The 21,370-nt window shown below is 66.9% G+C and carries 17 protein-coding genes and 1 riboswitch; of the genes, 6 read left to right on the forward strand and 11 right to left on the reverse strand.

Annotation, left to right across the window (positions count from 1 at the left end):
- Positions 1-610: 610 nt before the first annotated feature.
- The gene (locus tag AC5RW2_RS21880; RefSeq protein WP_494074546.1) at positions 611-1,645 is read left to right on the forward strand and encodes an AAA family ATPase; all 1,035 of its coding nucleotides are present in this window, start codon (positions 611-613) and stop codon (positions 1,643-1,645) included.
- Between the two features lie 214 nt (positions 1,646-1,859).
- Here the strand turns inward: AC5RW2_RS21880 and AC5RW2_RS21885 are convergent, their stop codons facing one another.
- The 3 genes from AC5RW2_RS21885 to AC5RW2_RS21895 form a co-directional block, all read right to left on the reverse strand.
- Positions 1,860-3,167 carry an Nramp family divalent metal transporter gene (locus AC5RW2_RS21885; RefSeq protein ID WP_494074547.1) on the reverse strand — a complete coding sequence of 436 codons (1,308 nt, stop codon included), beginning with the start codon at positions 3,165-3,167 and terminating at the stop codon, positions 1,860-1,862.
- A 109-nt stretch (positions 3,168-3,276) separates the two neighbouring features.
- A complete protein-coding gene (locus tag AC5RW2_RS21890; protein ID WP_494074548.1) occupies positions 3,277-3,981 on the reverse strand; it encodes a YoaK family protein in 705 nt (234 codons plus the stop codon).
- Entirely contained in the window at positions 3,978-5,504 is a 1,527-nt protein-coding gene (locus tag AC5RW2_RS21895) for a gamma-glutamyltransferase (RefSeq protein WP_494074549.1), read from the reverse strand. The genes AC5RW2_RS21890 and AC5RW2_RS21895 overlap by 4 nt, the downstream gene beginning before the upstream one ends.
- Positions 5,505-5,680: 176 nt before the next feature.
- Here AC5RW2_RS21895 and AC5RW2_RS21900 point away from each other — a divergent pair, with 176 nt between their 5' ends.
- Positions 5,681-6,394: a FadR/GntR family transcriptional regulator gene (locus AC5RW2_RS21900; protein WP_494074550.1), complete on the forward strand. Its 714-nt coding sequence runs from the start codon at positions 5,681-5,683 to the stop codon at positions 6,392-6,394.
- Positions 6,395-6,443: 49 nt separating this feature from the next.
- On the opposite strand, the gene AC5RW2_RS21905 is transcribed toward AC5RW2_RS21900, so the two are convergent.
- The 3 genes from AC5RW2_RS21905 to gcvH are packed head-to-tail and all read right to left on the reverse strand — an operon-like array spanning position 6,444 to position 9,576.
- Positions 6,444-7,859, reverse strand: a complete 1,416-nt coding sequence (locus AC5RW2_RS21905) for an L-serine ammonia-lyase (RefSeq protein ID WP_494074551.1) — start codon at positions 7,857-7,859, stop codon at positions 6,444-6,446.
- 8 nt (positions 7,860-7,867) lie between these two features.
- Entirely contained in the window at positions 7,868-9,181 is a 1,314-nt protein-coding gene (gene glyA / locus AC5RW2_RS21910; RefSeq protein ID WP_494074681.1) for a serine hydroxymethyltransferase, read from the reverse strand.
- Between the two features lie 8 nt (positions 9,182-9,189).
- Entirely contained in the window at positions 9,190-9,576 is a 387-nt protein-coding gene (gene gcvH / locus AC5RW2_RS21915; protein ID WP_493989946.1) for a glycine cleavage system protein GcvH, read from the reverse strand.
- 440 nt (positions 9,577-10,016) lie between these two features.
- Positions 10,017-10,118, reverse strand: a riboswitch (glycine riboswitch).
- Between the two features lie 393 nt (positions 10,119-10,511).
- Between gcvH and AC5RW2_RS21920 the strand changes: the two genes are divergently transcribed.
- A complete protein-coding gene (locus tag AC5RW2_RS21920) occupies positions 10,512-11,273 on the forward strand; it encodes a peptidoglycan-binding protein (protein WP_494074552.1) in 762 nt (253 codons plus the stop codon).
- Positions 11,274-11,280: 7 nt separating this feature from the next.
- Complete coding sequence (locus AC5RW2_RS21925) at positions 11,281-13,746, forward strand: zinc metalloprotease (protein WP_494074553.1); 2,466 nt, start codon at positions 11,281-11,283, stop codon at positions 13,744-13,746.
- A gap of 109 nt (positions 13,747-13,855) precedes the next feature.
- Here AC5RW2_RS21925 and AC5RW2_RS21930 read toward each other — a convergent pair whose 3' ends face one another.
- Positions 13,856-15,433, reverse strand: a complete 1,578-nt coding sequence (locus AC5RW2_RS21930) for an amino acid permease (RefSeq protein WP_494074554.1) — start codon at positions 15,431-15,433, stop codon at positions 13,856-13,858.
- A gap of 256 nt (positions 15,434-15,689) precedes the next feature.
- On the reverse strand, positions 15,690-16,502 hold the full coding sequence (locus tag AC5RW2_RS21935; protein ID WP_494074555.1) for an SGNH/GDSL hydrolase family protein: 813 nt from the start codon (positions 16,500-16,502) through the stop codon (positions 15,690-15,692).
- Positions 16,503-16,670: 168 nt separating this feature from the next.
- Here AC5RW2_RS21935 and AC5RW2_RS21940 point away from each other — a divergent pair, with 168 nt between their 5' ends.
- Positions 16,671-16,814, forward strand: coding sequence for a hypothetical protein (locus AC5RW2_RS21940; protein WP_494001112.1), 144 nt, complete (start codon positions 16,671-16,673; stop codon positions 16,812-16,814).
- 34 nt (positions 16,815-16,848) lie between these two features.
- On the opposite strand, the gene AC5RW2_RS21945 is transcribed toward AC5RW2_RS21940, so the two are convergent.
- Entirely contained in the window at positions 16,849-17,529 is a 681-nt protein-coding gene (locus tag AC5RW2_RS21945; protein ID WP_494074556.1) for a hypothetical protein, read from the reverse strand.
- A gap of 423 nt (positions 17,530-17,952) precedes the next feature.
- On the opposite strand from AC5RW2_RS21945, the gene AC5RW2_RS21950 reads away from it, so the two are divergent.
- On the forward strand, positions 17,953-18,774 hold the full coding sequence (locus tag AC5RW2_RS21950) for an oxidoreductase (protein WP_494074682.1): 822 nt from the start codon (positions 17,953-17,955) through the stop codon (positions 18,772-18,774).
- Between the two features lie 38 nt (positions 18,775-18,812).
- Here AC5RW2_RS21950 and scpC read toward each other — a convergent pair whose 3' ends face one another.
- The gene (gene scpC, locus AC5RW2_RS21955; RefSeq protein ID WP_494074557.1) at positions 18,813-20,333 is read right to left on the reverse strand and encodes a succinyl-CoA:acetate CoA-transferase ScpC; all 1,521 of its coding nucleotides are present in this window, start codon (positions 20,331-20,333) and stop codon (positions 18,813-18,815) included.
- A 133-nt stretch (positions 20,334-20,466) separates the two neighbouring features.
- Positions 20,467-21,366, reverse strand: coding sequence for a LysR family transcriptional regulator ArgP (locus tag AC5RW2_RS21960; RefSeq protein WP_494074558.1), 900 nt, complete (start codon positions 21,364-21,366; stop codon positions 20,467-20,469).
- Positions 21,367-21,370 lie beyond the last annotated feature (4 nt).

Consider the following 21,370-nt stretch of genomic DNA (forward strand, 5'->3'; position numbering starts at 1 on the left):
TAACACCGGCCACTGCACTCGGCAACGTGCTCATGCAGCGACTCCGTGCGGCCGGCCACACTTACCAGGTAACCAAACTCGCCTGAACCCAGATCCTGCAGGTCCCCTGATAACGGGGCAATCATTGACTGGACCAGTCCGACTAGCGGCGCGATGGGATTTCGCCGAGGGAGTATGCCAGGGTCATCTAAAGATCGCGACCAGCGATGCTTCCAAATCGGCTTTCAACTACCCTGGGCCGCCCCGGCGCGCACCTTCACGCGCTGAGTCCAGACCAGCACTCTGCTCCAGGTCGTGGAGCCCTTGAGCAGCCACTCCCTCTGCCCGTTTTTAAGGGCCGATGAACGTGATTATGTCGACTGGGGCCAATGCTGAGTGGAGACTGCCATCAGGGGAGTGGAGCGTTGGAGGATGCTCAAACGGGTTAGCCACCCGATAGGGCTTGAACTTAAGGCACCAGCCTCTAATTCATTCAGGCCCATGCATGCGCTCTCCCTCATGCCTGCCGGGATAGCGGACCGGCTTGCGTGATCGCTGCCAGCGGCCAAAGAGTGGTGATACTAGTGAGGCCGACCCCACCCCGGCCGGGACCGGGTACTACAGTGGGTGCATGGCTCCCAGCCGCAATCCGCTCGACGACCTGCGCGAAACCATCGGTCATCTGGCCGATCAGCTCAAGCTGCACGGTTCGGAGCGCGTCGACGACCTGGTCGGCGATCGCATCGGTGCGAGGCCCGGGCCGGCCCGGCCGCTGTCCGAGGTGCAGGCCGAGCTCGATACGCTGATCGGACTGGGGACCGTGAAGGAACAGGTGCGGGCCCTCGTCGCATTGCTCCAGGTCCAGGCCCGCCGTAAGGCGCACGGCCTGCCGGAAGTGGCCACATCACAGCATCTGGTGTTCCTCGGAAACCCGGGCACGGGCAAGACCACCGTGGCGCGACTCCTGGCCGAGATGTACCGCGCCGTCGGTCTACTGCAGAAAGGCCACCTGGTCGAGGTCGACCGTTCCGGCCTGGTGGGGCAGTACGTCGGCGCCACCGCCATCAAGACGGACCGGGTGATCCGGCGTGCGCTGGACGGCGTTCTGTTCATCGATGAGGCCTACGCGCTGGCCCCGGAGGACGGCCGGGCGGACTTCGGCCCCGAGGCGATCGAGGTCCTGCTCAAGCGGATGGAGGACTACCGCCACCGCCTGGTCGTGATCGTGGCCGGGTACCCGCAGCTGATGGAGTCCTTCCTGCTCTCGAACCCCGGACTGCGCTCTCGATTCGCCCGTGAGATCACGTTCCCCGACTACTCCATCGACGAACTCCAGACGATCTTCCACCAGATGCTGGCCCAACACGAGTACACGCTGGAGTCGGGTGCGGACCAGATGCTGCGCCGCATTTTCACCGGGCTCCACGCGGGCGAGGACTCCGGCAACGCACGGTTCGCCCGCACGCTGTTCGAGCAGTCGCTCAACCGCCAGGCGCTGCGGCTGTCGCTGGACGAGGAACGAAGTCTCGATGCGCTCGATCGTGAGGCCGTCATGACGCTCACCGAGGACGACATCGTCGAGGCCGCGCTGGCCTTGGGCGAGGAGCCGGAGCCGGAACCAACGCCGGAACCGGAGCAGTCACGCTGGCGTCGCTGGCTGGCCTGACCGGCAAACAGCGGTTGCGATCCGAACAACCAGCTGCCGGAGCATCACCAAAGGGAGACGGAAGGCCCGCGACGTTGCGGGCCTTCCGTACCTATAACTTCTCTACATGGCTGCCGAGGCGTCCTTGCCTCGGGACCGCAGTGGTGGCCAGGCCAGCTACGCTGCCGGACGCTGCGGCGGGGCTGTGCAGCCGCTGAGTCACCCCACCCTGGTGTCAGCCGCCGAAGAGCGGGGCGATTGACTTGACCAACTGCTGGATACCGAGGACGCCGAACAGCAGGGCACAGATGCCCAGCGCGATGTTGGTATGCAGGCGGTTGGCCCACGCCTTGGGCACGCGGCTGCCGTTGAGCAGGCCGAGCAGGGTCAGGGCAAGGAACGGCATGAACAGCGAGCCGAGGACGCCGTAGGCCAGGATCAGCGCGATCGGCTTGCCCATGATGAACAGCAGCATGGGCGGGAAGGTCAGCCAGAGCACATAGAACTTGAAGTACTTGCCCCCAATACGGGTGTCCGGATGGCCGGAGGGCTTCTTGCGCATGTGGCCCCAGAAGTCGGCAAACATCAGGGACACACCGTTCCAGACGCCAATGATGGAGGAGAACGACGCCGCCCAGAAGCCGATCAGGAAGGTTGTGCCGACGACCTCGCCGTAGCGATCGTTGAGGACGTTGCCCAGATCCAGCAGGCCTTCATCGCTCCCGCTGATGGAGACTCCGGCCGAGCGGACGACCTCCGCGCCGACGATCAGCATGGCAATGACGAAGATGCCGGTCATGACGTAGGCCATGGAGTTATCGATGCGCATGACACGCATCCACTTTGGGGTGTACCAGCCCTTTTCACGCAGCCAGTAGCCGTAGGCTGCCAGCGTGATGGTGCCGCCGACGCCGCCGGCGAGGGCCAGGGTGGACAGGAGGCCGCCTTCGGCCGGGATCGAGGGGATCAGCCCCTTGAGCATTTCGGGGATGTTGGGAACGGCAATGATGGCCAGGCCCACGACGGTGACGAACATGATGCCGACCAGCACTGCGGTGATTTTCTCGAAGGTGGCATATTTGCCGAACCAGATCATGACGAAGCCGGCCAGGCTGTTCAGGATGGCCCACGCCCACAGCGGGAGCACCGGGAACATGGCGGCCAACGGCAGCGCTGCCGCGGAGGTGGCGGTGGCGCCGTAGACGAAGCCCCAGATGATGATGTACGGGCCGAAGTACCAGGTGGTCCAGCGGCCGAGCGTCAGCCAGCCTTCGAAGATGGTCTTGCCGGTAGCCAGGGTGTAGCGTCCGGCGCCTTCGACCAGAACGATCTTCATGATGACACCGACGATGACGGCCCAGAAGAGCTGGTAACCGAATTGGGTGCCGGCCACCAGGGTGGCGACCATGTCCCCTGCCCCCACGCCGGTGGCCGCTACGACGAGCCCGGGGCCGACAATTTTCCATTTGGCGGGCTTGCCGCCGTCGTCGTCAATCCGGTCGGCGTGGTTCACCGCTCCGGTTGGCGCGTTGTACTCAGACATTTGGATTTCCTGTTCTTGGAAGAATTGGTGCAATCGACGTGAGGCTTGTTCCGTCAGGGCAGCCTCTGGATCTTTCCCCTTTCTCGATCGGGCTCGCAGCGGGCAGGTGTCAGGACGCCTGGGGTTCCAGCCGCCGGCAGAAAAGAGCCATCAGGAGAACCAGGGCGGTGGGAACGGCGAGGGCCGTGAGGCCGGCAAAGGGTACGACGGCCGCACCGACGATGGCGCCGCCCAGCATGCTTCCCACGGCTGCCAGCTGGCGCGCCGAAACACGCCGTTTGCGCCAGGTTCGGCCCGCTCCGGCCTCGGCGAAGAATTGCGAGAGGGTGGAGGTGACGACCACGGTGTTAATCTCGGGGACCGCCAGAAGTCTCGCGGCGAGGCTCTGGCAACCCATGGCCACCCCGATGAGGGCGGTGATGACCAGTCCCAAAGATCCGCCCCCATTTATGAAAGCGAGGGCGGTGCTCACGGCCAGGAGCACCCCGGTGGTGAGGAACAGCATCCGCGGGGCCGGTGATCCCCGCTTCTTTGCCTCCAGCAGCCTGTTGCACAGGCCCGCCACCATGCATCCGACGCAGAACGCGAGGAGGGCGACCAGCGGGTGGATCAATTCGGCCCAGTCCCCGCTCAGTCCGATCCCCACCAGAATCAGGTTTCCGGTCATGTTGGCACCGAAAATGCGGTCCAGTCCGAGGTAGGTCAGGGCATCCAGGAAGCCCGTGCCGAACGAGAGCACCGTCAAGAGGAGCGGATCGGGAAGCAGCCAGCCGCGCCGGGCACTCTTTGCCGGACGCTTTTCCGTCAGCGTCATCCGAGCGGTCCGTAGCGTCCGGATCCGTCCGATCGGGGATCGCTGGCCGCCACCGGAGCGCCGGCGGAATCCACCGTGACCAGCTGCATGTGCCCCAGCCCGTCGGTGAAGTCCGGCTCCATGCGGGTCCGGCCGAGGCTCGCGGCCAACTGCTCCCGCGCCCCGGCATCCACGGACTGTTCAATGACGGCCACATCGGCACCCTGGTCGTCCTGCACGATCATCCAGCGCGGGCCCAGCAGCGCAGACGCCGGCGATTCGCCCGCCCACTGCCTCAGCAATACCTGGGCGTGGATCTGCGGCTGGGCCTTGCCGCCCATGGTCGACTGAATGTAGCGGATGCGTTGCTGCTCATCGGTCACCATGACCGGCATCAGCGTGTGCGGCGGCATGGCTCCGCCCCGGAAGGCGTTCGGCTGCGAGTCGTTCAGCGAGAACATTGAGCCCCGGCACTGCAGGATAACGCCGGTAGCCGGATCCATCAGGTACGAGCCGAAGGACGAGTACAGGCTCTGAATCCAGGACACGCTCAGTCCCGTGCTGTCGACGCACGAAATTCCGATCGTGTCTCCGTCGGCCCGGGCCGAGGCCAGTGCGGGGGTTTCGGATGAGGGCAGGTCCTCCAGGCCGTAATCGCGGTAGAAGTACGGTTCGGAGTCTTCACTGAGGATGTTGTCCCGGAGGTGGTTGCAGATCCGGGCATTGACCTGCATGGCCTCGACGACATCCGGCGATGTCACCGCATGGCCCGTGGTCGCAGACAGGTTCTCCAGCAGCCGGATCAGCGCGAAGCCCTGGGTGGGCGGCGGGCTGGTGTACACGGTGTGGCTTTCGCCGCGATGGGACAGCGGCGCGGCCGTGACCGGAACGACCGATGCGAAGTCGTCGGCACTGAATTCGGCGCGGTGGCCTTGCATGAACGAGAGCAGTGACTCGCCCGTCGTGCCCCGGTAGAACTCCTGAAACCCAGCCGAACCCATGCGGCGCAGCGTTTCCGCCAGCGCCGGGTTCGACACGCGCTTGCCCGGCTCAAACGAGGAACCAAACAACGAGGAGACCAGTTCGGCACTTATTCCTCCGGCAGCTGCTGCTTTGACCGCTGCCATCGTCACCGACCGGGACAGCTGATAGCCGCCGGCGAGTTCCGCCGCCCTTTCGAGCAGGGTCGAGGGATCCAGCCGCCCGTACCGCTCGTGCAGGTGCTGCCAGCCCGCGGGGGCTCCGGGAACCGTGAGGGTCGCCGGTCCCCGGGCCGGCATCTTCTCGCCAAACCGATCCCTCATGTCCGCCAGGCGGCCGGCACCGGGGGCTCGGCCTACGGCAAGCACGCACTCGGGCTCTGCATCGGGTTCCTTCACCAGCGCGACCAAATCGCCACCGATGGAACAGTTGTGCGGGTAGACGACGGACAGGACGGCGGCAGCGGCGATGGCGGCGTCGACCGCGCTTCCGCCTTCCTGGAGAACGGCCCACCCGGCCTCCGTGGCCAGATGGTGCGGCGTCGAGATTGCTGCTTGATTCATTGCGGGGGCTTCCTCTGCTAGTTCACAGAACCGGTAGGGTGGTTGGACCACTTTGGGTAGCATAGTGAGGTGAGTCACTAATCCACAAGGTGTGACGCCGGGAAATACACTTTTAATTGCCGGAACTTTGCGGTCAGGGGGACACCCGCTCACCGGTACCCATCGAGAGGACGAATATGCGCAGCCTGAGGCAGGAGCCCTTATTGGTATTCAGCGATCGCGTAGACGTTCTTGCCGAGGCAATTCGCACCCGGATTGAGGACGGCACCCTGAGCCCCGGAGCTAAACTCCCGAGCGAACGGGAAATTGCCGAGAATTACCGCTTGTCCAGGAATACCGTGCGGGAAGCCCTGCGCGAGCTCGAGGCTGTCGGCCTGCTGTATCGCCGCCCCGGCAGCGGAACCTACGTAGCCGACGAACCGCTCTTGGCCTTCGGCTCCTCGTCGCTGACCGGTAGCAGCGGTGCCGGTGACCCGATGAATCACGTCATGGATCTCCGCCTTGTCATCGAGCCGGGGATCGCCAAGCGGGCGGCCATCAGGGCGCGTGGCCAGGTGTCCAAATTGCGGTCGATCCTCGATGCGGCCACCAAAGAGGCGGCCCGCTCCCAGCCCTCAAACGCGGAATTAAGAAAACTCGATCTGGATTTCCACGCGGAACTGGCCCGGCTCTCCCTGAACCCGCTGCTGACCGAATTGCTGGCGATGTCCAACGACCTGATGGCCCCCTCGCGTGCCGACGAATTCCTGACGCTGGAACGCGTTAGGAGCTCTGTGATGTGGCACGGCCGCATTTTTGAGGCTGTTTTGGCGCGTGACGGAGACGGGGCCTTCGATGCCATGGAGGAGCACCTGATCGACATCAAGGGCCACACCGAAAAGGGACAGTGAATACGGGGCAATACAGCCGCCCGCGGGGCTTCGCCGGACCGGGGCGCGGCTAGCACTCGACGACGTTGACGGCCAGGCCTCCCATCGCGGTTTCCTTGTACTTGGAGCTCATGTCCTTGCCGGTTTCGCGCATCGTGATGATGACTTCGTCCAGCGAGACGCGGTGCGTGCCGTCTCCCCAGAGCGCCATCTTGGCCGCGTTCACGGCTTTGGCGGCGCCGATGGCGTTGCGCTCGATGCAGGGGATCTGCACCAGGCCGCCGATCGGGTCGCAGGTCAGCCCCAGGTTGTGCTCCATGGCGATCTCGGCGGCGTTTTCCACCTGCGCGGGACTGCCGCCCATCACCTCGGCCAGTCCCGCTGCGGCCATGGAGGACGCGGAGCCCACCTCGCCCTGGCAGCCGACCTCGGCGCCGGAGATGGAGGCCTGCTCCTTGTAGAGGACCCCGACGGCGGCGGCAGCCAGCAGGAACTTCACGATGACGTCTTCCTTGTCCGCCTGCGTCGCCTTGTCCATGCCCGGCGCGTAGTGCGTGGCGTAGAACATGACCGCGGGGATGATGCCGGCCGCCCCGTTGGTCGGTGCGGTGACGACGCGGCCGCCCGAGGCGTTCTCCTCGTTCACGGCCAGGGCCACCAGGTTGACCCATTCCTGCCAGTACTTGGGGTCCCGGTCCTTGTCTTCCTTGCGCAGCCGCTCATGCCAGGCCGGGGCCCGGCGTCGGACGTTCAGCCCGCCGGGCAGGACACCTTCGCGCTTGATGGCGGAGTCCTTGCATTCCTCCATCACCTGCCAGATGTGGATCAGGCCGGCACGGATCTCCGCCTCGGAGCGCGAGGCCTTCTCGTTGAGCATCATGATGTCGCTGATGCCCAGGCCGGTGTTGCGGCAGTGTTCGAGCAGTACCGCCGCCGTCCGGAAGGGGTAGGGGAGCGTCGCCTGGGCGGCATCCGGCTCCCGGGCCGCCGCTTCTTCCTCGCCGTCGCGGACCACGAAGCCGCCGCCCACGGAAAAGAACGTCGCCTCGTGAAGGACCGCGCCGGCGTCGTCGGTCACCTGGAATTTCATCCCGTTGGTGTGCCGGGGCAGCACGGTGAGCGGATGCTGCACCATGTCCTCGACCCGGTAGGCCAGGACCCGCCCGGCCGAGCCTTCGACCCGCGCGCACAACTGCAACTCGCCGGTCGAGGCCATCTCCGCCAGGCGGGATTCGACGTCGTCGGGCAGGATCTGCTCGGGCTGGAAACCTTCCAGCCCGAGCATCACCGCCGTGAACGTGCCGTGGCCGCGGCCGGTGGCCGCGAGGGATCCGTACAGGTCCACCCGCAGTCCGGCGACCCGGTCCAGCACACCCGTTGACATCAGTTCCCCGGCAAAGACCGCGGCCGCCCGCATCGGACCGACGGTGTGCGAACTGGACGGACCGATGCCCACGGTAAAGAGGTCGAAGACGCCGACGGCCATGATGCTCCTCAGCGCCCTTCGGTGGGCGTGGAAACCGGTGCCAGGTCCGGGTAGAGCGGATGCGCCTGGGCCAGCGCCTCCACCCGGTCCTTCAGGCCGGACAGGGCATTGGCCGGCCCGGCGATGAGGGCCTCGGCAATGATGTCCGCGACCTCGCGGAACGCCTCGTCGCCGAAGCCGCGGGTGGCCAGCGCCGGCGTGCCGATGCGCAGGCCGGAGGTGACCATGGGCGGCCGCGGGTCGAACGGCACCGCGTTGCGGTTCACCGTGATGTCGATGGCGGCCAGAAGGTCCTCGCCCTGCTGGCCGTCCAGCTCCGAATTGCGCAGGTCAACCAGGACCAGGTGCACGTCCGTGCCGCCGGTCAGCACCGTGATGCCCTTCTCCGCAACGTCCTGCTGCGACAGCCGCTCGGCCAGGATCCGTGCGCCCGCCAGCGTACGCTGCTGGCGGTCGGCGAATTCCTCGGAGGCGGCAACCTTGAACGCCACGGCCTTGCCCGCGATGACATGTTCGAGCGGCCCGCCCTGCTGGCCGGGGAACACCGCGGAATTGATCTTCTTGGCGATGTCCGCCTCGTTGGTCAGGATGATGCCGCCGCGCGGACCCGCCAGCGTCTTGTGCGTGGTGGACGTGACCACGTGGGCGTGCGGCACCGGGCTGGCGTGCAGGCCGGCGGCCACCAGGCCGGCGATGTGTGCCATGTCCACCATCAGGTACGCCCCGACGTCGTCGGCGATCCGGCGGAATTCCGCGAAGTCGAGCTCGCGCGGGTAGGCGGACCAGCCGGCGATGATCAGCTGCGGCTGGTGCTCGTGCGCCAGCCGCTCCACCTCGGCCATGTCGACCCGGTGGTCCTCCTCGGAGACGCCATAGGCGGCCACGTTGTAGAGCCTGCCGGAGAAGTTGATCTTCATGCCGTGGGTCAGGTGTCCGCCGTGGGCCAGGTTCAGTCCCAGGATGGTGTCGCCGGGCTTGATCAGGGCGTGCATTACCGAGGCGTTGGCCTGCGCGCCGGAGTGCGGCTGGACGTTGGCGAAGCCGGCGCCGAACAGATCCTTGACCCGGTCGATGGCCAGCTGCTCGATCACGTCGACGTGCTCGCAGCCGCCGTAGTACCGGCGCCCCGGGTAACCCTCGGCGTATTTGTTGGTTAGCACCGAGCCCTGGGCCTGCATGACGGCGACGGGGGTGTGGTTCTCGGAGGCGATCATTTCCAGCCCGGACTGTTGGCGGCGCAGCTCGTTGTCGATCTGGGCGGCAATTTCCGGATCGAGGACACCCAGGTCCGCGTTCAGGCTGGTGCTGGCGACCGCCGTCATTGCCGCGCTCACGCTACTTCACCACCGTTGGCGGAGGCGTACTCCTCGGCGGAAAGCAGCGGGCCCTCCTCCGACACCTGGACGGTGAACAGCCAGCCGGCACCGTAGGGGTCATCGTTGATCACGGCGGGGTCGGCCACGGCGTCGCCGTTGACTTCGATGACCTCACCGGTCACCGGGGAGTAGAGGTCCGAAACGGATTTGGTGGACTCGATTTCACCGCAGGTCTCGCCGGCCGTCACGACGGTACCGACCTCGGGGAGATCCACGTACACGATGTCGCCCAGCGCCTCGGTTGCCACGGCAGAAACGCCGATCCTGGACGGGCCGGAACCGTCGGCGGCCACCCACTCGTGCTCCGCGGAGTATCGTAGTTCGGCGTTGACTTTGCTCACTGTGATGCCTTTCTTAAACACGCTTTTTGTTGAGGAGATGAGAGGAGGTCGCCTCGGCCCCTGTAGTGCACCCGTTTTGTTCGCCTTGACGCTTCGGGGCGGAAGCACGTGCGGACGGCGATCATGGCTTCGCTGAAGCGGTCGCTGGTCGCCAGATCCCCGGACTCCTTGGCTCGAGGATCAGGGCGCGGGCACCGGGAACGACGGGGCGGGAATTAAGGTGGGGCCAGGGCCGGCAACCAAGTCTTTGAGCGATGGCTGCGGAGGACGCGCCGCTGCAGGTCAGAAGTCATGAGGAACTCCAAGATTGGGCCGGCCCGAGGGCTCGGCTGGGATTGGGTTCCTCCCCGCTCTGTATTTGACCTGAGAGATTCCGCGGAGTGTGTTCCGCTTGCACCGTCGGTGAGCCAGGCTGCTGCCTGGCTGCTTTCCAGAGTTGCCTAGCCGCGGCGGTACATGGGCCTGAGAGATTCCTGGGGAGGATTTGCTCCTACGGCGCCTGCCCGGATGGTGTGCGGAGAGGACTCTCCCGCCACGGTTCGAAAGGCATTCAGTTGTGGGTGATTCGCCTCACACCCTACACACAGTGCCGGTAAGAGCCCAAATTCACGCCGCCAAACATCGGGCCCCGTTGCCGCTCCAGGGTTGCGCCGGCCGCCAATTCAAGGTCGCGTCCCGCCGGCCGCCGCTCTCCGAAGGTCCAGCCGGCAGTCACTCGCCGTCCCCGCACATCCAGGGCCGCGTCCGCCTCTGCGCGTGCGGCCGAACGTCGGCGCCTACACAATGAATGGATTCATCAGTATGCTTTGCGTTGATGTCGTCGAGAGGAAGGCTGATGACCGAGGCGCCGGTACCGCCGGGCCGTTGACAAGAATCGACAGGTTTCGACAACGGGTTGGAACGAATGGCGCTTTGCGCCGGAGACGGAGATTTTGATGAGCAACGACATGGGACGCACGCCGCTATCGCCGGAGGAACTCGAATCCCAGTCCGGGACCGCGCTGCCGGACAAGGAAGTCGCGTCCATCCTGGATCTGAATGCCGATCTCGACCTGGCCATCGATGCGGCCGCGCCGATCGACCTGGCCGTCGCGGCGAACGCCAACGTGGCGGCCCCCATCGATGCCGCCGCCTCGGCCAACCTCCTCTCGTCCGGCTCCACGGCGCAGGCCCTGTCCGACCAGGGGGTCATCATCAATCAGGGCATCACCGCCGACGCGACCGCCGAGTCGACCCAGGACAGCACCATCGACCAGGGCAATGACACCCTGGAGGACACCGGGGCAACGGCCGGTTCCGCTGCCGGGACGGGCGCCGCCGTCGGCGATTCCGGCCTTGCCCAGGGCGCCACCGGGCAGGAGGAAACTGCTCCGGCGCTGCTGCCGGACGGGACCCTGCCGGACGGCACCCTGCCCGACACCGGATCCGTCACGGAAGGCCTCGGGTCGACCCTCGACGGGAACCTGCTCAACGTCAACGTCGATCTGGCCGCGGACGCCGATATCGCCGCCCCGATCAACGGCGCCGTGGCCGCCAACGCCAACGTTGCCGCGCCGATCGACGCCGCGGTGGCGGCGAATATCGGCTCGATCGACAGCAACGCCGTCGCGGTGGCGCAGCAGGACGCCATCATCAACCAGCAGATTGACGGCAGCGCCCAGGCCAGCGCCGGCCAGCAGTCCGACCTCGAACAATAGTCCCTGAATGAGCATCAGTCCGAGCCGGCCGCCGGCCACGAGTGACCCGCTGCCCGGCGGCCGGTCGGCTGCCCCTTTGATTGACGTCCCGGCGCTGGCCGACGGCGTGCAGCTCCTCGGACCTGCACGGGGATCCGGCTACCGGGAGCCGCCCGCGCTGGTCCGGCGCGCGGACGGCCAGACGCTCCAGCTCACCCCGCTCCTGTATGCCATTCTGGAGGGCGTCGACGGCTCCCGGAGCCTCGACCAGATTGCCGAGCACGCCGGTGAGAAGTCCGGCAGGCTAATCACTGCCGGAAACGTGCAGACCCTGATCGACAAACAGCTGCTGCCGCTGGGCCTGCTGCGGCTCGCCGACGGCTCGCAGCCCGACGTCAAAAAGGCGAGCCCGCTGCTGGGCATGCGCTTCCGCTACACGGTCACCGACCCCGCGCTGACCCGGAAGCTGACGGCTCCGTTCGCCGTCCTGTTCCATCCGCTGATCGCCCTGCCCGTGACCCTGGCCTTCCTGGCGGCGTGCTGGTGGGTGCTCATGGTCAAGGGCCTCGGTTCGGCAACGCACCAGGCCTTCGCCAATCCCGGCCTGCTGCTCCTGGTGTTCGCCATCACCATCCTCTCGGCCGGCTTCCACGAGTTCGGCCATGCCGCCGGGGCGCGCCGCGGCGGCGCGACGCCGGGAGCCATGGGCGTGGGCCTGTACCTGATCTGGCCGGCCTTCTACACCGATGTCACCGACTCCTACCGCCTGGGACGCGGCGGCCGGCTCCGCACGGACCTGGGCGGCCTGTACTTCAACGCCATCGTCGTGGTGGGCACGATAGGCGTCTGGTGGCTCACCGGCTTCGACGCCCTGCTGCTGGTGGTGGTGACCCAGATCCTGCAGATGGTGCGCCAACTGCTGCCCCTGGTCCGCTTCGACGGCTACCACATCCTCGCCGACGCCACCGGGGTTCCCGACCTGTTCCAACGGATCAAGCCCACCCTGCTGGGGCTGCTGCCCTGGCGGTGGTCCGACCCCGAACCCAAGCTGCTCAAGCCCTGGGCCAGGGCCGTCGTGACCGCCTGGGTCCTGGTCACGGTGCCGCTGCTCCTGTTTTGCCTGGCCATGATGGTGGTCTCGCTTCCCCGGGTCCTGGGGACGGCCTGGGCCAGCATCATGGACCAGCAAAGGCTGCTGGCCGACGCCGGTTCGGACGGCGATGTCGCCGGCATGGCCGTGCGTGTCCTGGCGATCACCGCCGTCGCGCTTCCCGTTCTCGGGATCGCCTACATCCTGCTGCGCCTGGCCCGCCAGCTTGGCACGGCGGCCTGGGCGAAAACCCGTGGCCGGCCGCTCCGGCGGGTGACCGCCATGGCCGCCGCCGCAGCCGTTCTGGCCGGCCTGGCCTGGGCCTGGTGGCCCGACGACGGCGCCTACCGCCCGGTGCAGCCCTACGAACGCGGAACCCTGTTCGATGCGGCGGCTTCCTTCGCCCCGGTGTCACAGGCAGGGCTGGCCGAAGGCGGCGCAGGACAAACGGTGGCGGCCTGGCCCTCAGGCACCGACCTGCCCATGGCGGAGGAACCGCAACTGGCGATGGTCCTCGTTCCCCGCGAGCTGCAGGCCGGGCACCAGGAGACCGCTGCGACGGACACAGCCGAGAATTTACAGCACGACGGCGGTTCCGGCACCACCGTTACTGAAGCTGGCGCCGGCACACCGCCGGCCTGGGTCTTCCCGTTCGACCGGCCGCTGGCCCCCGAGGAGGACGGAAACCAGGCCCTGGCCGTCAACGTTGAGGACGGATCCGTGGTCTACGACGTCGCCTTCGCCCTGGTGTGGGCCGAAGACGGGCCGGTAGACGCCACGAACGAGGCCTACGCCTTCGCTTCCTGCCGGGACTGCACCGCCGTCGCCGTCGGCTTCCAGGTTGTCCTGATCCTCGGCCAGGCCGACGTCGTCGTCCCCCAAAACCTTTCGGCCGCGGCCAACTACAACTGCGTCGAGTGCCTCACCTACGCCCTCGCCAGCCAGCTTGTCCTCACCCTCGACGGCCCGCTCAGCGACGCAGGCATGGAGAAATTGGCGACCCTGTGGGAAGAGATCGCGGCCTACGGCCGGTCGCTCGAAGACGTTCCCCTGGACCAAATCCAGGCCCGGCTGAACGACTACAAGATGCGCATCCTCGGCATCATCGAACAGGACGCCGCCATGGCTGACGGCAACGCCGACACAGGCACGGACGCGGCGTCCGAAACAGACGAGACCGCCGACTCGGGCTCGTCTCCCGAGGCAACAACTCCGGCCGACACCGGCAGCGGATTGCCACCAGCACCGGCAGAGGCACCCGCCGGTGAGCCCGAGCCCGGAACGGCGACCACATCCCCGGCACCGATGCCCACCGGCACGCCGCAACCCGAACCCGCCCCCGTGCAGGAGCCTGCCCCTGCGCCCGCTCCGGCTGACGAACCCGCTCCGGCGCCGAGCGGGTGACACCGGGCAGGTTGCCGCCATAACGTGGCGAGCGGCTACGGCCGGGGCCCCGCAGCGCTTGGGTACCGCCGTCGCCCCGCTCTGCCTGGGTAGTCCCGGGGCAGCAGGGTCACCGTGTGGCGTCGGCGGGTTCCTCCTCGAGGTCCTCCGGTGACCGGAGGTCCATCTCGAGCAGCGGCACCACCTTGGACTTGGTGATGAAGCGGTGGGCCAGCCACAGGGCGATGAAGACCGGCAGCCCGATGTAGGAGGAAAGCACCTCCATGCCCCGCCCGGCCAGCACGGCCTCGTAGTTCTGTCCGGCGATGACCAGGACCAGCATGGCGAAGGCCAGCAGCGGGCCAATGGGGAACAGGGAGGCCTTGTACGGCAGGTCGCTGACCTTGTTGCCCTGCGCCAAAAAGCCGCGCCTGAAGCGGTAGTGGGAGATGGCGATTCCCGCCCACACGATGAAGCCGCACAGGCCGGACATGTTCAGCAGCCATGAGTAGGCCGCGCCCTGACCGACGATCGCTGAGAGGAACCCGAAGAGTCCCACGGCCGCGGTGGCCAGGAGCGCCGGAATCGGCACGCCGCGCGCATTGGTTCGTTGGAAGATTTTCGGGGCCTTGCCGTCATGGGCCATGGCATAAAGCATGCGCGTGGAGGCATACAGTCCGGAGTTGCCCGCCGAGAGGATGGCGGTCAGGATCACCGCGTTCATCAGAGCCGCCGCGAAGGCAATCCCGGCGCGCGAGAAGACGAGCGTGAACGGGGATACTGCGACATCGGCCTCGCCGGAGGCCAGCAGACTCGGATCGGTGAACGGGATGAGGCAGCCGATGATGAAGATGGCGCCAATGTAGAAGAGCATGATGCGCCAGAAGACCGTGCGGATGGCCTTGGGCACTTCGCGGCGCGGGTTCTTGGCTTCGCCCGCGGCGACGCCCACCAGCTCGGTGCCCTGGAAGGAGAACCCGGCGATCATGAAGACCGAGATGATCGAGACCCAACCGCCGTGGAAAACTTCATCGCGGTTTTCCCAGTTGCTCAGGCCTGGCGAATTATCCCCGAGGATGCCGAAGATCATCAGCACGCCGGCGATCAGGAAGAGCACGACTGCGGCGACCTTGATCAGGGAGAGCCAGAACTCCGACTCCCCGAAGGACTTGGCGGAGAGGGCGTTGAGCCCGGTCAAGACGAGCAGAAAGATCCCGGCCCACACCCAGCCCGGGACTCCCGGGAACCAAAAGTCCATGATGATTCCGGCGGCGACCAGCTCGGCGGCCACCGTGATGGCCCAGTTGAACCAGTAGTTCCAGCCGATCGCGAACCCGAAGGACGGCGAGACAAAACGGGTGGCAAAGGTCTGGAAGGAACCGGCGACCGGAATCTTGGCCGACATTTCGCCCAGCGACTGCATCAGCAGGAACACCATCAGTCCGACCAACGCATAGGCGGCCAAGGCTCCGCCGGGACCCGCTTGGGAAATCGTGCCGCCCGAGGCCACGAACAGCCCCGTGCCGATCGCACCGCCGATGGCGATCATTTGCAGGTGGCGGCTGCTCAGCCCGCGCTTGAGTTCGTTGTCGGCCGTGCCGGAGGTGCGGCCCGCCACTGCCCCTGGGAAGGATCCGCGTCGTGTTTCTGCAGCTGGTGTGGGCGCCACAGCACTGTCGTCTGTATGCGTGGGGGAGCTGAGTCCCATTGTGCCTCCGGAAGGTAGCAGCGGTGGTTCAGCTTTCCGGGCGGGCCGCCGGAAAGGACGGTGATCAAGCTAACACGCGCAGAAAATGAGTCATTAAGCAGGGCGGATGTTGCTGACAAGAACTTCAAAATCTTACGAGTACCAGCGTCCCCGCACGAAAAGCAGCAGAGTTGCTAATCCGGTCGCGCTTTTGGGTAGTTGTCTCTTGTTCATCTGGTAGGGGCCGTGCTGGATGCCCGGTGGCTGACATGCAGGTTCAGCGGCGTCCCTGGAAGGCTTGCCATGTCAGCTCGGCCAGTGCGGCCTGGCCGGCGGGGCCGGGGTGGAAGTAGTCCAGTGTGCTGATCTCGTGGGCGGAGAACTTGTAGGCGTACACGGCGCCCCGGTCCCAGTGGCAGTTCCCGTACCGTGCACACGTCTCCGCGAGGATCTCATTGAAGGCCCGCTCGCGGGCAACCACTTCCTGCCGCTGGTTCTCGGTGAGCTCGGCGCCAAGCACGGAGGGGCAGGTTCCATTGGCCGCCCAGACCCGTCTGGCCTCCTGATCGGTGCGCAAAACGGACCACAGGCGATGAAGGTCGGGAATGCTGCTGACGTAGATGCGGGCCCGCGGCAGCCCGCGGTGCAGCGAATCGAGGGCAGCCGCGACGTGCCTGGCGAAATCGGCGGTGGACGTCATCGCTGATGCCGACGAGGCGCACAGGTCGTTGGCTCCGATGAGCAGGGTGATGTAGTCCGCCTTCTGGGCCACGGCCATGGACGCCTGTCCAGGAAGATCTGCCGCCTGGGCGCCGCTTGCCGAGTCGTTGAAGTTGTTGTTGTTGATCTGGGGGTGCAGCGCCGCCAGCCGCTCGTAGTGGCTGCGGATGTCGTCGGACCGCCCGTCGCCGGTTGACCAGGACTTGGCCGGGTAGTTGCCGGGCCGGCAACAGGTGTTTGCGGCTTGGGTAATGGAATCTCCGAGTCCCGCAATGGCACTTGGATACGATCGCGGGGCGACGGATCCAGGCAGAGCAAGCAGCGCCAACAGCATCAGCGGCAGGATCAGGAACCGGACGGTGCTGCCCACGGAACCCCTTCCATGTCGAAGACTCTAACCACCGGCAGCGACTGTCGCCATAGAACCGGGACGGTAGATGAACATCCCGAGCGTGACCGAAGCTGAGCAGGCCGGCGCCAAGCGGCAGATGGCGCGTGTCTTGGCACCGGGAGCGGCCTGTCCACGTAGGGTCGAGTCATGGATGGGCACCAAGCGACCGAACTGGAAGGGCAGACGACGATCAACGAGTTGCTTGACGAGCCGGTCGGCGTTGCACCGATCCAAATGACACTGCCGATCTATGTCCAGCTTGCGGCGGGAGAGTTCCGCCGCCTTTCCTGAATTCCTCACGCCGTCTGAGTGCTATCGACATCGGTCAGGCCCAGCGCGAAGCCGCCGGCCGGCGCCGCCAAGCACTGATCAAAAGCCAGATACTCCAGACGAGGCTCGCCGCGATGCCAACCAGGGTCGGCAGGGCGTTATTCGGCGAAAATCCTTCGGCACCAATGACCCAGCCCTGCACCAGGTAAGCCAAACCGGTCAGCCCCAGCAAGGAGCCCACGAACCTTGATACCCGGCCGCTCCAGATAATAGCGACGGCAAACAGCACAAACGAGAGCCCCAGCAACAGACTTTGGTAACTGCGGGCGCCCCATTCCAGCCAACGAATCCCTTCCGCGACATCGAAGCGGGCGGCCTTCTCCGCCTCCGGCGCGGCTGCCCAGGCATCCACCGCCTGCTTCAGAGCAACGCCGTCAACGGCTTGAAGGACCGCATAAAGCGGCAGCGCCGCTGCCGCGGCGACGCCGGCAAACCGTGACACCCAGGAAGCCGCGCCGCGGTGGATGTCCAGGGCCGCGAACAGGACCAGCAGCCCGGCAATCAGGATTGTCATTCCCACGAACTGGCCCACATGAATCCCGGTCCAGGAAGCACTGTTCGCGTACTCGGAGAAGGCTGCTGCATGATCATTGGCGTTGGCGGCGCCAGGGTGGAATATTCCGGCCAGCAAGGAGACCAGCACCCCGGCAAAGAGCAGAGTTGCGGCCAGCCGCAACCGCGAGCGGGTGGGCACGGGTGAATCCTGCTCATCTGCGCGAGTGGGCCGGACGACGCCGTCTTGATCCATGATCCGCCTCCCGACGGCGGCCCGGCTGCGTCTGCTGTCTTGAGGGGTCAGCCTTGGGCCGCCACTATGCAACGGGGTAAAGCCCTCGTATTGCCAACAGTGTGCTCCGGACTTCGGCACTTGTCGAGACGGCGGGAGCGGCCGCGGTAGGGTGCCCGCAAGGGACGTTCAGAGGGCCACAGGGCAAGCCGGGTCGGCATCCGCTGCTCTCCACTCGGGGCCGCTACACTGGCGCCATCGACGGTTGCCGGCGGGTCTTTGGTGCCGACGGCGGCGCCCGGACGTCGCCGGACGAGCAGGGCACCGCCGTCGCGATGGCATTGACGAAGTGAGGCGGACGGCGCGATGGCGATGGACAAAACGGCACTGGTAACCGGAGCGTCTTCCGGCATTGGGGAACACACCTGCCGGGAACTGGCACGCGGCGGCTTCACCGTCTACGCGGCCGCGCGCCGCGTGGAGCGGATGCGCCCGCTGGAAGCGCACGGGATCCGCGTCCTCGAGATGGACCTGACCGACGACGCGTCGATGGTGCGCGGGGTGGAGCAGATCCTGTCGGAGCAGGGACGGCTGGACGTGCTGGTCAACAATGCCGGGTACGCCTCCTACGGCGCCATCGAGAACGTGCCGCTGGAGGACGCCCGGCAGCAGTTCGAGGTGAACCTGTTCGGGCTGGGGCGGCTTATCCAACTGGCGGCCCCGGCCATGCGGGCCCAGGGCAGCGGGCGGATCATCAACGTCTCCTCGATCGGCGGCGTGTTCTACGAACCCCTCGGCGGCTGGTACCACGCGGCGAAATTCGCGGTCGAAGGTTTGTCGGACTGCCTTCGCGTGGAGCTCAAGCCCTTCGGCATCGACGTGGTGATCGTCGAGCCCGGGCCGATCCTGACCGAGTGGGACGCCATCGCAGTGGAGAGTCTGCAGCGGAGTTCCGAAGGCACGGCGTATGCGCAGCAGGCGGAGAGAGTGGCGCGGGCGATTGGCGGGGCCTACACGGAACGCACGGGAACGCGGCCGGAGGTCGTTGGCCGCCGCATTGCCCGGGTGGCGGGCGCGCGGCGCACGCGCAGCCGGTACCCGGTCGGGAGGGGCGCGCGGACGATCATGGGCGCCCGCCGGCTGCTGCCCGACCGGGTCTTCGACGCCGTGCTCGCCAGAATCTACCAGCGCTGAGCCTGCGCCTCGCAGCCTTGGGTGGGGGATGCGGACCGTTACTGCTCTGCGGGGAGCATGCTGCCCGTCTCCACGAAGCGCTGGTGCCACGACAAGGCCTCCCCGAGCAGGTGCGGGGTGTGCTTGCCGAAGCTGTCCCGGCAGGCGCGGTCGAAGTAGTCCTGCAGCATCGGGCGGTAGTCCGGGTGCGCGCAGGTCTCGATGATCTTGCGCGCCCGCTGCTTCGGCGCGAGGCCGCGCAGGTCGGCCAGCCCCTGCTCGGTGATCACGATCATCGTGTCGTGCTCGGTGTGGTCGACGTGGCTGGCCATCGGCACGATGCTGGAGACCTTCCCGCCCTTGGCCATGCTGGGGGACATGAAGACGGACAGGTAGCTGTTCCGGGCGAAGTCGCCGGAGCCGCCGATGCCGTTCATGACCTTGGTGCCGGCCACGTGCGTGGAGTTGATGTTGCCGTAGATGTCCGCCTCGATCATCCCGTTGAGCGAGATGCAGCCCAGTCGGCGGACCAGCTCGGGGTGGTTGGAGATCTCCTGGGTGCGCAGGATGATGCGCTCGCGGTAGTAGTCGACGTTGGCGTTGAACTCCTCCAGGCCCGTGCGGCTGAGCGAGAAGGACGTGGCGGAGGCCATGCGCAGCACACCCTCCTTGAGCAGCTGCAGCATGCCGTCCTGGATGACCTCGGTGTAGGCGGTCAGGCCGCGGTAGCCGCCGGCCGCCAGGCCCTCCAGCACGGCGTTGGGGATATTGCCGACGCCGGACTGCAGCGGGAGCAGCTGCTCGGTCAGGCGCCCGCGCCGGACCTCGTGGTCCAGGAAGTCCAGCAGGTGGCCCGCGATCTGCTGCGACGCGTCGTCGGGCGGGTTGAAGGGGGAGTTCCGGTCGGGCGCATCGGTGTGCACGACGGCCACGATCTTGTCCGGATCCACCTGCAGGTAGGGTTCACCGATCCGGTCATCGGGATGCTCGAGCGGGATCGGCCTGCGCTCCGGCGGCAGGGCGGTGCCGTAGTAGACGTCATGCATGCCCTCGAGACCCACCGGCTGGGCGTTGTTGATCTCCACGATGACCTGGCTGGCCTGCCGGAGCCAGGTCATGTTGTTGCCCACCGAGGTGGACGGGATGAGCCGTCCGTCCTCGAGGATGCCCACCGCCTCGACCACGGCCAGGTCGACGTCGCCGAAAAACCCGAACCAGGTGTGCTGGGCGACGTGGCTGAGGTGCATGTCGATGTAGTCCAGGTCGCCGGCATTGATCCGTTCGCGCAGCGCCGGGTCCGACTGGTAGGGCAGGCGCAGCTGCATCCCGTCGACCTTGGCGAGGGCGCCGTCCAGCTCGGGGGCCGTCGAAGCGCCGGTGAGCACGCGGATCTTGAACTGCTCCCCGGCCGCGTGCGCGGTTTCCATCCGTGCCGCAAGCGCCTGCGGCACCGCCTTCGGGTAACCGGCGCCGGTGAAGCCGCTCATGGCCACGGTCATGCCGGGTTTAATCAGTTCGGCCGCCTGCTCCGCGCTCATCACGCGCTCGAGCAGGCGGGCGTTGCGAATGCGGTCTTGCATCGTGCCCCTTCGTCTGGATCTCCCCCTCCACTGTAGGGGCCGGGCACCGGTGCCGGGGCTCGGGGCCGAGAAAACGGCGCCCTTGGCGGCCGGCGGAGGCACCGCGCGCCGCGGGATTTCCGGGCGCGGGGGGCTAGTGCTGCCGCAGCTGTTCCCGGGCAGTCAGCCGAACGCAGGACGTCAGTTCGTCCAGGACCGGCGAGCTGATTTTCCAGCGCTGCCAGTACAACGGCACGTCCACCGGCAGGTCGGGGGCCAGCTCGTGCAGCGTCCCGTCGCGGACGTCCGCCAGGCACTGTTGCTCCGGCAGCAGGGCCCAGCCAAGGCCCAGCCGGACCGCAGCGGCAAACTCCGCCGACGCGGGCAGATAATGCCGCGGCGCTCCTAGCGTAACGCCGGTCAGTTCCCGGTAGAAGCGCTCCTGCAGGTCGTCCTTGCGGTCAAAATCCAGCACCGGCGCGCCCGCAAGCCACGCCAGGTCGTCGTGCCCGGTCCCGGCTGGCCGCCAGTGCTCCAAGTAGGCCGGGCTCGCCACCGCCCGGTAGCGCAGCGCGCCGAGGGCCTCCACCGAGCAGCCCTGGACCGGTTCCGGCGTCGCCGTCACCGCCGCCGTCACCCGTCCTGCCCGCAGCAACGAGGTCGAATGCTGCTCGTCTTCGCGGTGGACTTCGAAAAACACGCCCCCCTCGCGCGGCATGCGGGCCAGCGCGCCCAGGAACCACGTGGCCAGCGAATCCGCGTTCACCACGAGCGGCAGGGCCACGCCGTCACCGTCGCCGCCGAGTTCGCGCTGCGCATCGGCCTGCAGGACCCGCACCTGCCGCGCCAGCCGCAGCACCACGTCTCCGGCCGCAGTCGGCCGCACCGGAGCGGTGCGCTGCAACAGGACCTGCCCCGCCGCTTGCTCCATCGCCTTGATCCGTTGGGACACGGCCGAAGGCGTGACGTGGAGCACGCGGGAGGCGGCATCGAAGCTGCCCTCCTGAACGACGACGGCGAAGGTCGCCAGGTGGTCGAATTGGAAGGGCTGCATAAGG

The sequence above is a fragment of the Arthrobacter sp. B0316-1-20 genome, assembly GCF_059091865.1.